The sequence below is a fragment of the Arthrobacter sp. SX1312 genome (assembly GCF_002929295.1).
Taxonomy (GTDB): Bacteria; Actinomycetota; Actinomycetes; order Actinomycetales; family Micrococcaceae; genus Arthrobacter_D.
Map to the genome: position 1 here is coordinate 389,148 of NZ_PJIM01000001.1, position 13,013 is coordinate 402,160.

Genomic DNA, 13,013 nt, shown 5'->3' on the forward strand with positions numbered 1-13,013 from the left:
CGCGGCCATAGGATGAAGGACGTGGCGAACCCAGTAACCTACCGGCCGAAGACAGGCGAGATCCCCCTCGACCCGGGCGTCTACCGCTTCCGGGACGAGCACGGCCGGGTCATCTACGTGGGCAAGGCGAAGAACCTCCGCTCGCGCCTGAACTCCTACTTCGCCAGCCCGCAGGGACTGCTGGCGAAGACGCGCCGCATGGTGTTCACCGCGGCGAGCGTCGAGTGGACCGTCGTCGGGAGCGAGCTCGAGGCGCTGCAGCTCGAGTACACGTGGATCAAGGAGTTCAATCCGCAGTTCAACGTGATGTTCCGCGACGACAAGTCCTACCCCTACCTCGCCGTGACCATGGGGGAGAAGTACCCCCGCGTGCAGGTCATGCGCGGTGACAAGAAGAAGGACACGCGGTACTTCGGGCCGTTCTACCCCGCGAAGGCCATCCGCGAGACCGTGGACACGATGCTCCGCGTCTTCCCGGTCCGCACCTGCAGCACCGGCGTGTTCAAGCGCGCGGAACGCACCGGCCGGCCCTGCCTCCTCGGGTACATCGACAAGTGCTCGGCGCCGTGCGTGGGACGCATCAGCCCGGAGGACCACAAGGCCCTCGCCGGCGAGTTCTGCGATTTCATGTCCGGTGAGGCGAAGAAGTTCATCGCCGGCCTCGAGCGGAAGATGGCCGAGGCGGTCGCCGAACTGGACTACGAGTCCGCCGCCCGCCTGCGCGACGACATCGCTGCCCTCCGCCGGGTGTTCGAGCGCAACACGGTCGTGCTCAGCGAGGACACCGACGCCGACATCTTCGCCCTCAAGGAGGACGACCTCGAGGCCGCGGCGCAGGTCTTCCACGTCCGGGGCGGCCGCATCAGGGGCCAGCGCGGCTGGGTCGTGGAGAAGGTCGAGGACATGGACACCGCGGACCTCGTGGAGCACCTGCTGCAGCAGGTGTACGGCGAGGGAAGCAGCAGCAACGAACAGATCCCCCGCGAGGTCCTCGTCCCGGTCCTGCCCAGCAACGAGGACCAGATGCTCGAGTGGCTGCGCGGCCTGCGGGGAGCCCGGGTGGAGGTGAGGGTGCCGCAGCGCGGTGACAAGGCCACCCTCATGGGCACCGTCGAGCAGAACGCCGCGGACGCCCTGCGCCTGCACAAGAGCCGGCGGGCCGGCGACATCACCACGCGCTCCGCCGCGCTGCAGGAGCTCCAGGAGGCGCTCGACCTGCCGCAGCCGCTCATGCGCATCGAGTGCTTCGACATCTCGCACGTGCAGGGCACCAACGTGGTGGCGTCCATGGTGGTCGTCGAGGACGGCCTGCCGCGGAAGTCCGAGTACCGCAAGTTCTCCATCACCGGGGACGCCGCACGGGACGACACCGCGTCCATGTACGACGTCGTCCACCGCCGCTTCCGGAACTACCTCGCGGGCAAGGACGGCGGGCCGCGTGACGCCGCCGCTCCCGACCCGGACGTCGACCCGGTCGACGACGACGCGTCGGTCCTCGAGCACCCCGACGTCGACGAGCAGGGTGTGCCCCTCAGGGACACGACGACGGCGATCACGCGCAACCGGTTCGCCTACCCGCCGAACCTCGTCGTCGTCGACGGCGGGCCGCCCCAGGTGGCGGCCGCGTCCCGCGCCCTGCAGGACCTCGGGATCGACGACGTCTTCGTGGTGGGTCTCGCGAAGCGCCTCGAGGAGGTCTGGGTCCCGGACAGCGAGTTCCCGGTCATCCTCCCGCGCGCGTCGGAGGGCCTGTTCCTGCTGCAGCGCATCCGCGACGAGGCACACCGCTTCGCGATCACGTTCCACCGCCAGAAGCGTGGGAAGTCCATGACGGCGTCGGCACTCGACGACGTCGCGGGGCTGGGACCGGCCAAGCGCAAGGCCCTGCTGAAGCACTTCGGGTCGGTCAAGAAGATCCGCGCCGCCACCGTCGAGGAGCTCGTGGGCGTGCCCGGGGTGGGGCCCGCCCTCGCCCGGACCATCCGCGCGTCGCTCACCACGGACGCGGCGGCCGCTCCGGCCGTGAACATGACCACGGGCGAGATCATCGAAGATTAGCTAGGCTGAGGAACGGCGGCCAGGTGCCGCCGGGAACGCACGCGGACATACACCCCAGGGAACGCCGGACCACCGGGAGCCCCGTCGAACCGGAACGGATCCATCACGATGACTGAGGCCATGAGCCTGACGCCGGTCAAACCCACCGAATCCGAGTTGCTGGTGGTGACCGGCATGTCGGGCGCCGGGCGCAGCACGGCCGCCAACGCGCTCGAGGACCACGGCTGGTACGTCGTCGAGAACCTCCCGCCCCAGATGCTCACTACGCTGACGGAGCTCGTGGCGCGCACCCCGCAGTCGATCCCGAAGCTGGCCGTCGTCGTCGACGTGCGCGGCAAGGAGCTCTTCAGCGACATCAAGGCGTCCCTGGACGCCCTCCGGGCCGCCGGCGTGCACCACCGCGTCCTCTTCCTGGACGCCGACGACAACGTGCTGGTGCGGCGCTTCGAGCAGGGCCGGCGGCCGCACCCCCTGCAGGGCGACGGCCGGATCCTGGACGGCATCGCCGCCGAGCGCGAGGTCCTGAAGGAGCTCAAGCACTCGTCCGACGTCGTGATCGACACGAGCCAGCTGAACGTGCACGCCCTCGCCACCGCGGTGACGGAGCTGTTCTCCGATGCCGGGCCCATCGTCCTGCGCCTCAACGTCATGAGTTTCGGATTCAAGTACGGACTCCCCGTGGACGCCAACTACGTGGCCGACGTGCGCTTCATCCCGAATCCGCACTGGGTGCCCGCACTGCGCCCGCAGACCGGGCTCGACGCCCCGGTCAGCGAGTACGTGCTCGGGGCGCAGGGCGCGGAGGATTTCATCGACCGCTACGTGAACGCCCTCGTCCCCGTCCTGGACGGGTACCGCCGCGAGAACAAGCACTACGCCACCATCGCCGTCGGCTGCACGGGCGGGAAGCACCGCTCGGTGGCCGTCACGGAGGAGATGGCGAAGCGGCTCGCGCAGCTGCCCGGTGTGCAGGTCTCGGCCCACCACCGCGACCTCGGGCGTGAGTAGTGGGGGTGGTCTCCGGAGCGCTGCCGCTCGTCCCGCCGGCCTCCCGCCGCTCGGGTGAGGGCCAGGGCGCCGGCCCGTCCGTCGTCGCCCTCGGGGGCGGCCACGGGCTGTCCGCGTCCCTGTCCGCGTTGCGTCTGCTGACGCAGGAGCTGACCGCGATCGTGACGGTCGCCGACGACGGCGGATCCTCCGGGCGGCTCCGGCGCGAACTCGGGGTGCTGCCCCCGGGAGACCTCCGGATGGCGCTGGCGGCCCTGTGCGACGACACCGACTGGGGCCGCACCTGGCGCGATGTCATGCAGCACCGCTTCTCCTCCCGGAACGGCGCGGAGGGATCCCTCCACGACCACGCCATGGGGAACCTCCTCATCGTCACGCTGTGGGAGCTGCTCGGCGATCCCGTCGCCGGCCTGCAGTGGGCCGGCGCCCTCCTGGGTGCCCGCGGCCGGGTCCTGCCCATGGCGAGCGTTCCCCTGACGATCGAGGGGGACGTGCTGAGCGAGTCCGGCGGGTCACTGCACGTCACGACCGTCTCGGGGCAGGCGAAACTCGCGGTCGCGGCGGACACCGGCAACGTGAGCAACGTGCGGCTGGTCCCCGACGACGCCCCGGCGTGCCAGGACGCCCTGGAGGCCGTGGAACTGGCCGACTGGGTGGTCCTCGGCCCCGGCTCCTGGTACACCTCCGTGCTGCCGCACCTGCTCCTGCCGGACCTCCGTGATGCGCTGTGCCGCACCTCCGCCCGGCGGTGCCTCACCATGAACCTCAGCAACGACACCCGGGAGACCCTGGGCATGAGCGCCATCGACCACCTCAGCGTGATCTCACGGTACGCGCCGGAGCTGACGGTCGACGTCGTTCTCGTGGACCCCTCGGTGGTGTCGGACCGGAGGGAGTTCGAGAGAGCCGTCGCCGGGATGGGCGGGCGCGCGGTCTTCGGTAGAGTGGGAGTTTCGACCGGCAAACCCGTGCATGATCCGCTGCGGCTGGCGACGTCCTACAACGACATGTTCGGGGAGATCTAGGAGTGTATCTGTGGCCCTGACCGCCGACGTCAAAGAGGAGCTGTCACACCTCGACGTCAAGAAGTCCTCGGTGCGCAAGGCCGAGGTGTCCGCACTGCTGAGATTCGCCGGCGGCCTCCACATCATCTCCGGCAGGATCGTCATCGAAGCCGAGGTGGACCTGGCGTCCACGGCCCGCCGACTGCGGGCCGCCATCGCCGAGGTGTACGGCCACAACAGCGAGATCATCGTGGTGACCGGCGGGGGCCTCAAGCGCGGCAACCGGTACGTGGTGCGCGTGGTCCGCGACGGGGAATCCCTCGCACGCCAGACCGGGCTGCTCGACAGCAGGGGCCGGCCCGTCCGCGGCCTGCCGTCCGCCGTCGTCAACGGGTCGACGGCGGATGCCGAGGCGGTGTGGCGTGGAGCGTTCCTGGCGCACGGCTCCCTCACCGAGCCCGGACGGTCCTCGTCCCTGGAGGTCACGTGCCCGGGCCCGGAGTCGGCCCTCGCCCTCGTCGGGGCGGCCCGCCGGCTCGACATCGCCGCGAAGGCCCGTGAGGTGCGGGGCGTCGACCGCGTGGTCATCCGCGACGGCGACACCATCGCAGCCCTCCTGACCCGCATGGGCGCGCACGACGCCCTCATGGTGTGGGAGGAGCGCCGCATGCGCAAGGAGGTCCGCGCCACCGCCAATCGCCTGGCGAACTTCGATGACGCCAACCTGCGCCGCTCGGCCCAGGCCGCCGTCGCCGCCGGCGCCCGCGTGGAGCGAGCCCTCGAGATCCTCGGGGAGGGCGTCCCCGAGCACCTGCGCTACGCGGGCGAGTTGCGCGTCGCCCACAAGCAGGCGAGCCTCGACGAACTCGGCCGGCTCGCGGACCCCCCGATGACGAAGGACGCGATCGCCGGGCGGATCCGTCGGCTGCTCGCGATGGCGGACAAGAAGGCCACGGACGTCGGGATCCCGGGGACCGATGCGAATGTGACCGCCGACATGCTCGACGAGTGACGCGAATGCATAGGATGGAACAGCAAGCCCGCTTCTGATCAGCGGGACGCCTGCCGTCCGGACCCATGGGTCCACCGACCGCGCGGGTACCGAGATCACTACATGGAGGACTACGTGAGCGAATACGTACTGCCGGATCTTGACTACGACTACGCCGCCCTGGAACCGCACATCTCCGGCCGGATCATGGAACTGCACCACTCCAAGCACCAGGCCACCTACGTCAAGGGCGCCAACGACGCCCTCGCGCAGCTCGCCGAGGCCCGCGAGAAGGGAGCGTACGGCACCATCCCGAAGCTCTCCAAGGACCTGGCGTTCCACGTCGGCGGTGTCATCAACCACAGCATCTTCTGGAAGAACATGTCCCCCGAGGGAGGCGACAAGCCCGAGGGCGAGCTCGCCGCGGCCCTGGACGACGCGTTCGGCTCCTTCGACGCGTTCCGCGCGCACTTCACCGCCGCGGCCACCTCGCTGCAGGGCTCCGGCTGGGCCGTCCTGGCCTACGAACCGCTGGGCAGGAACATCGTCATCGAGCAGCTCTACGACCAGCAGGGCAACGTGCCCGTGGGCACCATCCCGCTGCTGATGCTCGACATGTGGGAGCACGCCTTCTACCTGGACTACGTCAACGTGAAGCCCGACTACGTGAAGGCCTGGTGGAACCTCGTGAACTGGGCCGACGTCCAGACGCGCTTCCAGGCAGCACGCACCGGGGCATCCACCCTCATCACGCCGGGGGCGTGACCGCCCCGGCGTCCCGGTCGGTGGGCACCGCGCCCTCCGGTCGGGCCGCCGGCGTCACGAGTGCGTGCCGGGGGCCGCGCTGAGTAGAGTTGGAGCGGTGCAGGGCTTCGGTCCCGGCACCGCTCCGGCGCACGCCGCCTGTGCAGGACCCGCAGGACCAGCAGGACCCGAGAATTTCGGCACGAAGGTGTGCCCGGTACAGATTTATCCGTCGCCGGCATCGCCCGAGAGGGGTCAGCAAGGCGGCACCACCTATGAAGGAGATGGAAACCAGTGACTACTCGCGTTGGAATCAATGGCTTCGGCCGCATCGGCCGCAACTACTTCCGTGCGGCCCTCGAGCAGGGAGCGGACCTCGAGATCGTCGCGGTCAACGACCTCACCAGCCCCGAGGCCCTCGCGCACCTGCTGAAGTACGACTCCGTCACCGGACGCCTGAAGGCATCCGTCGAGGTCGACGGCGGCGACCTCGTCGTCGGCGGCAAGCGCGTGAAGGTCCTGGCCGAGCGCGATCCTGCGAACCTGCCCTGGAAGGACCTCGGCGTCGACATCGTCGTCGAGTCCACCGGGTTCTTCACCAAGGCCTCCGACGCGCAGAAGCACATCGACGCCGGGGCGAAGAAGGTCCTGATCTCCGCTCCCGCCTCCGACGAGGACCTCACCGTGGTGCTCGGCGTCAACGACGGCGACTACGACCCCGAGAACCACCACATCATCTCGAACGCGTCGTGCACCACCAACTGCCTCGGCCCCCTCGCCAAGGTCCTGAACGACTCCTTCGGGATCGAGCGCGGCCTCATGACGACGATCCACGCCTACACGGCCGACCAGAACCTGCAGGACGGCCCCCACAAGGACCTCCGCCGCGCCCGTGCCGCCGCGATCAACATGGTCCCCACCTCCACGGGTGCCGCCAAGGCCATCGGCCTCGTGCTCCCCGAGCTGAAGGGCAAGCTCGACGGCTACGCCATCCGGGTCCCCGTGCCCACCGGCTCCGCGACCGACCTCACGGTCACCCTGGGCCGCGAGGTCACGGCCGAGGAGGTCAACGCCGCCTACAAGGCTGCCGCCGCCGACGGTTCGCTCAAGGGCTACCTCTCCTACACCGAGGACCCCATCGTGTCCTCGGACATCGTGACCGACCCGGCGTCCTGCATCTTCGACTCCGGCCTGACCAAGGTCCTCGGCAACCAGGTGAAGGTCGTCGGCTGGTACGACAACGAGTGGGGCTACTCGAACCGCCTGGTCGACCTGACCGAAATCGTCGCCGCCAAGCTCTCCTAGGCGGTCCCGCCCATGGCATACGCATCACTGGACGACCTCCTCGCCGAAGGGGTCCGGGGACGCCGCGTCCTCGTCCGCTCCGACCTCAACGTCCCCCTGGAGGGCGAGGTGCCGGATCTGTCGGTCACCGACGACGGCCGCGTGCGCGCGTCCCTGCCCGTTCTGCGCAAGCTGAGCGAGGCCGGGGCCGCCGTCATCGTCATGGCCCACCTCGGCCGGCCCAAGGGTGCCCCCGAGCAGAAGTACTCGCTCGCGCCGGCCGCCGACGTCCTCCGGGACCTGGCGGACTTCCCGGTCACCCTCGCGCCCGACACCACGGGGGAGGGCGCCCGCAGTGCGGCCGCCGCCCTGTCCGAGGGGGAGGTGCTCCTGCTGGAGAACGTGCGCTTCGACGCCCGCGAGACCAGCAAGGACGACGCCGAGCGCGCAGCCTTCGCCCGGGAGCTCGCCGACCTGGCGGGACCTGACGGAGCCTACGTGGACGACGCCTTCGGTGCCGTGCACCGCCGGCACGCGAGCGTGTACGACATCGCGGCCCTGCTGCCCTCCTACCAGGGCGACCTCGTGAAGGCCGAACTCGTGGTCCTCGAGAAGCTGACGAAGGATCCCCAGCGGCCCTTCGTCGTCGTGCTCGGCGGGTCCAAGGTGTCCGACAAGCTCGCCGTGATCGAGAACCTGATCGGTACCGCCGACCGTATCCTCGTGGGCGGCGGCATGGTGTTCACGTTCCTCGCCGCCCAGGGCCATAAGGTCGGGGCGAGCCTCCTGGAGGAGGACCGGATCGACGTCGTGCGTGGCTACCTCGAGCGCGGAGCCCGGGACGGCACGCAGTTCGTGCTGCCCACGGACATCGTCGTGGCCGAGAAGTTCGCGGCCGACGCGCGGTCCGGCGTGGCCGCCGCGGACGCCATCGAGGCAGGCACCTTCGGGGCCTCCGGGATCGGGCTCGACATCGGGCCCGCGACGGGTGAGGACTTCGCCGCGAACATCGCCGAAGCGAGGACGGTGTTCTGGAACGGACCCATGGGGGTGTTCGAGTTCGACGCCTTCGCAGGCGGCACGCGCGCCGTCGCGCAGGCCCTCGTCGACGCCCAGGCGAACGGCGCCCTGACCGTGGTCGGCGGTGGCGATTCCGCCGCAGCCGTGCGCGGCCTAGGATTCGCCGACGAGCAGTTCGGGCACATCTCCACCGGCGGCGGCGCCAGCCTCGAGTACCTCGAGGGCAAGGAGCTCCCCGGACTGACCGCCCTCGCCCGCGACTAGCGGGACGGTCCGGGTCGGGCCGGCAACGGCCGTGACCAGCCGCCCGTCCGCGGGCGTACAGGAATGGCGGGATCCGCACGGCGTCTGCTGCGCGGATCCCGCTGCCATGGAACGAACAGATGGAGTACCACGATGACCACCTCGACCAACGGCGTCTTCGACCGCCGCCCGCTCATCGCGGGCAACTGGAAGATGAACCTCGACCACATGCAGGGCATCACCTTCCTGCAGAAGCTGGCCTGGACCCTGACGGACGCCGGCCACGACTTCTCGCGCGTCGAGGTGTCGGTCTTCCCGCCGTTCACCGACCTGCGTGGCGTCCAGACCCTGGTGAAGGGTGACACCCTCGACGTCGTGTACGGCGGGCAGGACCTCTCGCCGGAGGACTCCGGTGCCTACACCGGTGACATCTCGGGGCAGTTCCTCGGCAAGCTCGACTGCACCTACGTGCTCGTCGGCCACTCCGAGCGCCGGACCATCCACTCCGAGTCGGACGAGCTGCTCAACCGCAAGGTGCATGCGGCCTACCGCCACGGGCTGGTCCCGGTGCTGTGCGTCGGCGAGGGCCTCGAGGTCCGCCAGGCCGGGACGCACGTGGAGCACACCGTCGAGCAGCTCCGCCAGGGCGTCGCGGGACTGTCCGCCGAGCAGGCGGCAAGCCTCGTCGTCGCGTACGAGCCCGTCTGGGCGATCGGCACGGGAGAGGTGGCCGGTCCCGAGGACGCGCAGGAGATGTGCGCGGCCCTCCGCGCCGAACTCGGCTCGCTGTTCGACCCCGAGACCGCCGCGAAGACCCGCCTCCTGTACGGCGGATCCGTGAAGTCGGCCAACGTGGCGAGCATCCTGCGGGAGCGCGACGTGGACGGCGTCCTGGTGGGCGGTGCGAGCCTCGACGTATCCGAGTTTGCTAGTATTGTCAGGTTCGAACAGCATCTGGTGACAGACTAAGTTCCGTGCGCCGGCCGCTCCATCGAGCGGCTACCGAGCCTTGAAAGGGCCCCGTGGAAATCCTTCGTATCATCCTGCTCGTCCTGCTCGGGATCACCAGCCTCCTGCTGACCCTGCTGATCCTGCTCCACAAGGGGCGCGGCGGTGGCATGTCGGACATGTTCGGCGGCGGTATGACCTCGAGCATGGGATCCTCCGGAGTGGCCGAGCGGAACCTCAACCGCTTCACCGTGGCGCTCGGGCTGGCATGGGGCGTCGTCATCGTCGCCCTCGGCCTCATCCAGCGGTTCGCCGGCGAGTCCTAGGGACTCCCGCACTCCCTGTTCGACGACGAAGCCCCCGCTTCCAGCTGGAAGCGGGGGCTTCGTCGTCGGGGCGACCCTTCGGTCCCGTCGTCTCAGTCGGACGTCTCGTCGTCGTCGTGGTCGATGAGGCGACCGGGCAGTTTCTGGGCGGCGTCCTGGTCGATCAGCCACAGGGTCTTCTTCAGGCCCCGCGCTCCGGCGGCGGGAACCTGCACGTGTCCGGCCCCGGCCAATGCCAGGCCCACCGCGCCGGCCTTGTCGCTGCCGCTGACCGACAGCCACACCTCCTGCGCCGTGTTGATCGCCTCGAGGGTCAGCGAGACGCGCTGCGGCGGCGGCTTCGGCGCATCGGCGACACCCACCGTCGTCGCGCCGCGCGTGCGGATCCCGGCGAGCTCGGGGAAGAGGGACGCCACGTGCGCATCGGGACCGACGCCCAGCAGGAGCACGTCGAAGCGGGGCAGGCGGGGATCGGGCTGCACGAGGTCCTCGTCCGCGGCGCGTTCCGCCTGGGCAGCGGCTGCCAGCTGCTCGGCGTAGTCGACGGCGGCGCCGTCCTCGTCGGGGAACTCGTCCTTCGTGCCGAACTCGTGGATCTTCACGGGGTCGACGGCGATGCGGTCCAGCAGGGCCGTGCGCGCCTGGACGGCGTTGCGCTCGGGGTCCTCGGCCCGGAGGAAGCGCTCATCCCCCCACCAGAAGTGCACGTTGGCCCAGTCCACCGCGGTGTGCGCCGGCGACTCCGCGACGGCCTCGAGGGCAGCGGTGCCGATCGAGCCGCCGGTGAGCACCACCGTCGCCGTGCCCCGCTCGCTCTGCACGTCCACGAGGCGCGTGATCAGCCGGGCGGCGACGGCCGCAGCCAGGGAGCCCTGGGTGGGATGGATACTGACTTTCGGTTCAGCGCTCACTCGTTCGTACACTCCTCAGGTTGGTCCGGGCAAGGCCTTCGGTGATGACTTCGCCGAACACCTCGTCGGGGTCGAGGCGCCGCAGCTCCTCGGCCAGGCAGTCCCGCAGTCCGCGGCGCGGCAGGGAGATGCGCTGGACGGGCTGATGCGGCTGGTACAGCTCCGCGACGTCGTGGCCGGGGCGGTGCAGTTCGATGTCGCCGCCGCTCCGTGTCAGGCGCACGCGCTGGAGGCCGGTGCCCGTGGGTCCGGCGACGATGGTGACGGGGGCGTCGAGGGCCTTGGTGAGCCAGGCCGCCAGCAGCACGGTACTGGGGGAGTCGCACGCGCCCTCGACGGTGACCGCGGTGACGGGCTGGTCGCCCTGCAGCTGGTCCAGGACGGCAGCGAGCTGGATGCGCCAGTTGGTCAGGCGGGTCCAGGCGAGGTCCGTGTCGCCCGCCGCATAGGTGCTGCTGATGTTGAACAGCGCCGCCGTCGGGTCCTTCTCGTTGGCCGAGTCGGTGATCCGGCGGTGCGCGATGCTGCCGATCGAGGTCTGCGACGCGGCGTCGGGCACCCCGTGGGGCCACCAGGCGACGATCGGCGCGTCGGGCAGGAGGAGGGCTGAGACGAGCGACTCGTTCTCCTCGGAGAGCTCGCCGTAGCCGCGCAGGACGACGACCTCCGACGCCCCGGCGTCGCCGCCGACCCTGATCTGGGCGTCGAGGCGCGTCGGCTCGTCGGGGGACTCCCCGGCGAGGACGATGATGCGGCAGGGATGCTCCCGGCTCGCCTGGTTGGCGGCGTCGATCGCCTCCTCCTCGTAGCCGGAGCGGGTGATGACCACCAGCGTCAGCACGCGCCCGAGCGCGACGACGCCCCCGCTGTCCCGCAGGGCCATCAGTTCCTTCGACACCTTCGAGGTGGTGGTGTCGGGCAGTTCCACGATCATGGCCTTCTCCAGGTTCGTCCATCGGCTGCGAGCAGCTCGTCGGCGGATGCGGGTCCCCAGCTGCCCGGCACGTAGGCCTCGGGCTGCGCGTCGAGCGAGGCCCAGTACTCCTCGAACGGGTCGAGGATCTTCCAGGACAGCTCCACCTCCTGCTGGCGCGGGAAGAGCGGAGGCTCGCCGAGCAGGACGTCGAGGATGAGGCGCTCGTAGGCCTCGGGGCTCGACTCCGTGAACGAGTGGCCGTAGCCGAAGTCCATGGTGACGTCGCGGACCTCGGTCTGCGTGCCCGGGACCTTCGAACCGAAGCGGATGGTGACGCCCTCGTCCGGCTGCACACGGATGACGACGGCGTTCTGCCCGAAGTCCTCGTCGTGGTGGTCCTGGAACAGCAGGTTCGGTGCCCGCTTGAACACGACGGCGATCTCGGTGACCCTGCGGCCGAGCCGCTTGCCGGCCCGCAGGTAGAACGGCACCCCGGCCCAGCGGCGTGTGTGGATGTCCAGGCGCAGCGCGGCGAAGCTCTCGGTGGTCGAGTCGGCGGAGATGCCGTCCTCCTCGAGGAACCCGTTCACACGCTCCCCGCCCTGCCAGCCGGCCTCGTACTGGCCGCGGGCCGACCGTCCGGTGAGATCCGAGGGCAGGACGACGGCGGCGAGGACCTTCTCCTTCTCGGCGCGCAGGTGGTCCGCGTCGAAGGAGATCGGCTCCTCCATCGCCGTGAGCGCGAGGAGCTGGAGCAGGTGGTTCTGGATGACGTCGCGGGCCGCCCCGACGCCGTCGTAGTACCCGGCCCGGCTGCCGATCCCGATGTCCTCGGCCATGGTGATCTGCACGTGGTCGACGTAGTTCGCGTTCCACAGCGGCTCGAAGAGCTGGTTCGCGAAGCGCAGCGCGAGGATGTTCTGGACCGTCTCCTTGCCGAGGTAGTGGTCGATCCTGAACACGGAGTCCGGGGGGAACACCTCCTCGACGATGGCGTTCAGCTCACGGGCGGACTCGAGGTCGTGGCCGAAGGGCTTCTCGATGACCACGCGGCGCCACTGTCCGTCGTCGGGCTGCGCCAGACCGTGCTCCGAGAGCTTCTGGCACACCGTCTCGAACGCGTTCGGGGGGATGGACAGGTAGAAGGCGTGGTTGCCGCGCGTCCCCCGGCTCTGTTCCAGCTCCTCGATGGTCTCCCGGAGGTTCTTGAACGCCTCGTCGTCGTCGAAGTTGCCCTGGACGAAGCGGATGCCCGCGGAGAGCTGCTCCCACACCGTCTCGTTGAACGGTGTCCGGGCGTACTGCGTCACGGACTCCCGCACCTGCTCCACGAACTCCTCGTTGGACCATTCGCGGCGGCCGAAGCCCACCAGGCCGAAGCTCGGCGGCAGGAGCCCCCGGTTGGCGAGGTCGTAGATGGCGGGCATCAGCTTCTTGCGGGCGAGGTCCCCCGTCACCCCGAACAGGACGAGGGACGAGGGACCGGCGATCCGGCTCAGCCGCCGGTCGCGCGGATCCCGCAGGGGGTTGGCGGCTCTCGCCGTGGTGCTGTCAGGCATG

Annotated in this window: 12 protein-coding genes; 9 read left to right on the top strand and 3 right to left on the bottom strand. The window is 70.1% G+C overall.

Annotation, left to right across the window (positions count from 1 at the left end; all coding sequences use genetic code 11):
- Window positions 1–21 precede the first annotated feature (21 nt).
- The 9 genes from uvrC (at window position 22) to secG (ending at window position 9,626) form a co-directional block, all read left to right on the top strand.
- A complete protein-coding gene (uvrC, locus tag CXQ92_RS01900) occupies window positions 22–2,058 on the top strand; it encodes an excinuclease ABC subunit UvrC (protein ID WP_104166616.1) in 2,037 nt (678 codons plus the stop codon).
- Window positions 2,059–2,166: 108 nt separating this feature from the next.
- Window positions 2,167–3,066, top strand: coding sequence for an RNase adapter RapZ (gene rapZ, locus CXQ92_RS01905; protein ID WP_104164807.1), 900 nt, complete (start codon window positions 2,167–2,169; stop codon window positions 3,064–3,066).
- A complete protein-coding gene (yvcK, locus tag CXQ92_RS01910) occupies window positions 3,066–4,091 on the top strand; it encodes a uridine diphosphate-N-acetylglucosamine-binding protein YvcK (RefSeq protein WP_104164809.1) in 1,026 nt (341 codons plus the stop codon). Before rapZ ends, yvcK begins: the two co-directional genes overlap by 1 nt.
- 10 nt (window positions 4,092–4,101) lie before the next feature.
- The gene (gene whiA, locus CXQ92_RS01915; RefSeq protein WP_104164811.1) at window positions 4,102–5,082 is read left to right on the top strand and encodes a DNA-binding protein WhiA; all 981 of its coding nucleotides are present in this window, start codon (window positions 4,102–4,104) and stop codon (window positions 5,080–5,082) included.
- A 114-nt stretch (window positions 5,083–5,196) separates the two neighbouring features.
- Window positions 5,197–5,826 (top strand): superoxide dismutase, encoded by a 630-nt coding sequence (locus CXQ92_RS01920; RefSeq protein WP_104120802.1) that lies wholly within the window; start codon window positions 5,197–5,199, stop codon window positions 5,824–5,826.
- Window positions 5,827–6,099: 273 nt separating this feature from the next.
- A complete protein-coding gene (gap, locus tag CXQ92_RS01925; RefSeq protein ID WP_104164813.1) occupies window positions 6,100–7,110 on the top strand; it encodes a type I glyceraldehyde-3-phosphate dehydrogenase in 1,011 nt (336 codons plus the stop codon).
- A 12-nt stretch (window positions 7,111–7,122) separates the two neighbouring features.
- Complete coding sequence (pgk, locus tag CXQ92_RS01930; protein WP_104164815.1) at window positions 7,123–8,373, top strand: phosphoglycerate kinase; 1,251 nt, start codon at window positions 7,123–7,125, stop codon at window positions 8,371–8,373.
- 132 nt (window positions 8,374–8,505) lie between these two features.
- Window positions 8,506–9,321 (top strand): triose-phosphate isomerase, encoded by an 816-nt coding sequence (gene tpiA, locus CXQ92_RS01935; protein ID WP_104164818.1) that lies wholly within the window; start codon window positions 8,506–8,508, stop codon window positions 9,319–9,321.
- A gap of 53 nt (window positions 9,322–9,374) precedes the next feature.
- Window positions 9,375–9,626, top strand: a complete 252-nt coding sequence (gene secG, locus CXQ92_RS01940; protein WP_043445180.1) for a preprotein translocase subunit SecG — start codon at window positions 9,375–9,377, stop codon at window positions 9,624–9,626.
- 92 nt (window positions 9,627–9,718) lie between these two features.
- Here secG and pgl read toward each other — a convergent pair whose 3' ends face one another.
- From pgl to zwf, 3 genes are read right to left on the bottom strand one after another with little or no spacing between them, the layout of a single operon-like run.
- The gene (gene pgl / locus CXQ92_RS01945) at window positions 9,719–10,537 is read right to left on the bottom strand and encodes a 6-phosphogluconolactonase (protein WP_104164820.1); all 819 of its coding nucleotides are present in this window, start codon (window positions 10,535–10,537) and stop codon (window positions 9,719–9,721) included.
- A complete protein-coding gene (locus CXQ92_RS01950) occupies window positions 10,527–11,471 on the bottom strand; it encodes a glucose-6-phosphate dehydrogenase assembly protein OpcA (RefSeq protein WP_104164822.1) in 945 nt (314 codons plus the stop codon). Before CXQ92_RS01950 ends, pgl begins: the two co-directional genes overlap by 11 nt.
- Complete coding sequence (gene zwf / locus CXQ92_RS01955) at window positions 11,468–13,012, bottom strand: glucose-6-phosphate dehydrogenase (RefSeq protein WP_104164824.1); 1,545 nt, start codon at window positions 13,010–13,012, stop codon at window positions 11,468–11,470. Before zwf ends, CXQ92_RS01950 begins: the two co-directional genes overlap by 4 nt.
- Window position 13,013 lies beyond the last annotated feature (1 nt).

Excerpts from the sequence above, each read along its gene's own strand:
- zwf (WP_104164824.1), bottom strand. The coding sequence starts at position 13,012 with ATGCCTGACAGCACCACGGCGAGAGCCGCCAACCCCCTGCGGGATCCG.
- tpiA (WP_104164818.1), top strand. The coding sequence starts at position 8,506 with ATGACCACCTCGACCAACGGCGTCTTCGACCGCCGCCCGCTCATCGCG.
- CXQ92_RS01950 (WP_104164822.1), bottom strand. The coding sequence starts at position 11,471 with ATGATCGTGGAACTGCCCGACACCACCACCTCGAAGGTGTCGAAGGAA.
- pgk (WP_104164815.1), top strand. The coding sequence starts at position 7,123 with ATGGCATACGCATCACTGGACGACCTCCTCGCCGAAGGGGTCCGGGGA.
- rapZ (WP_104164807.1), top strand. The coding sequence starts at position 2,167 with ATGACTGAGGCCATGAGCCTGACGCCGGTCAAACCCACCGAATCCGAG.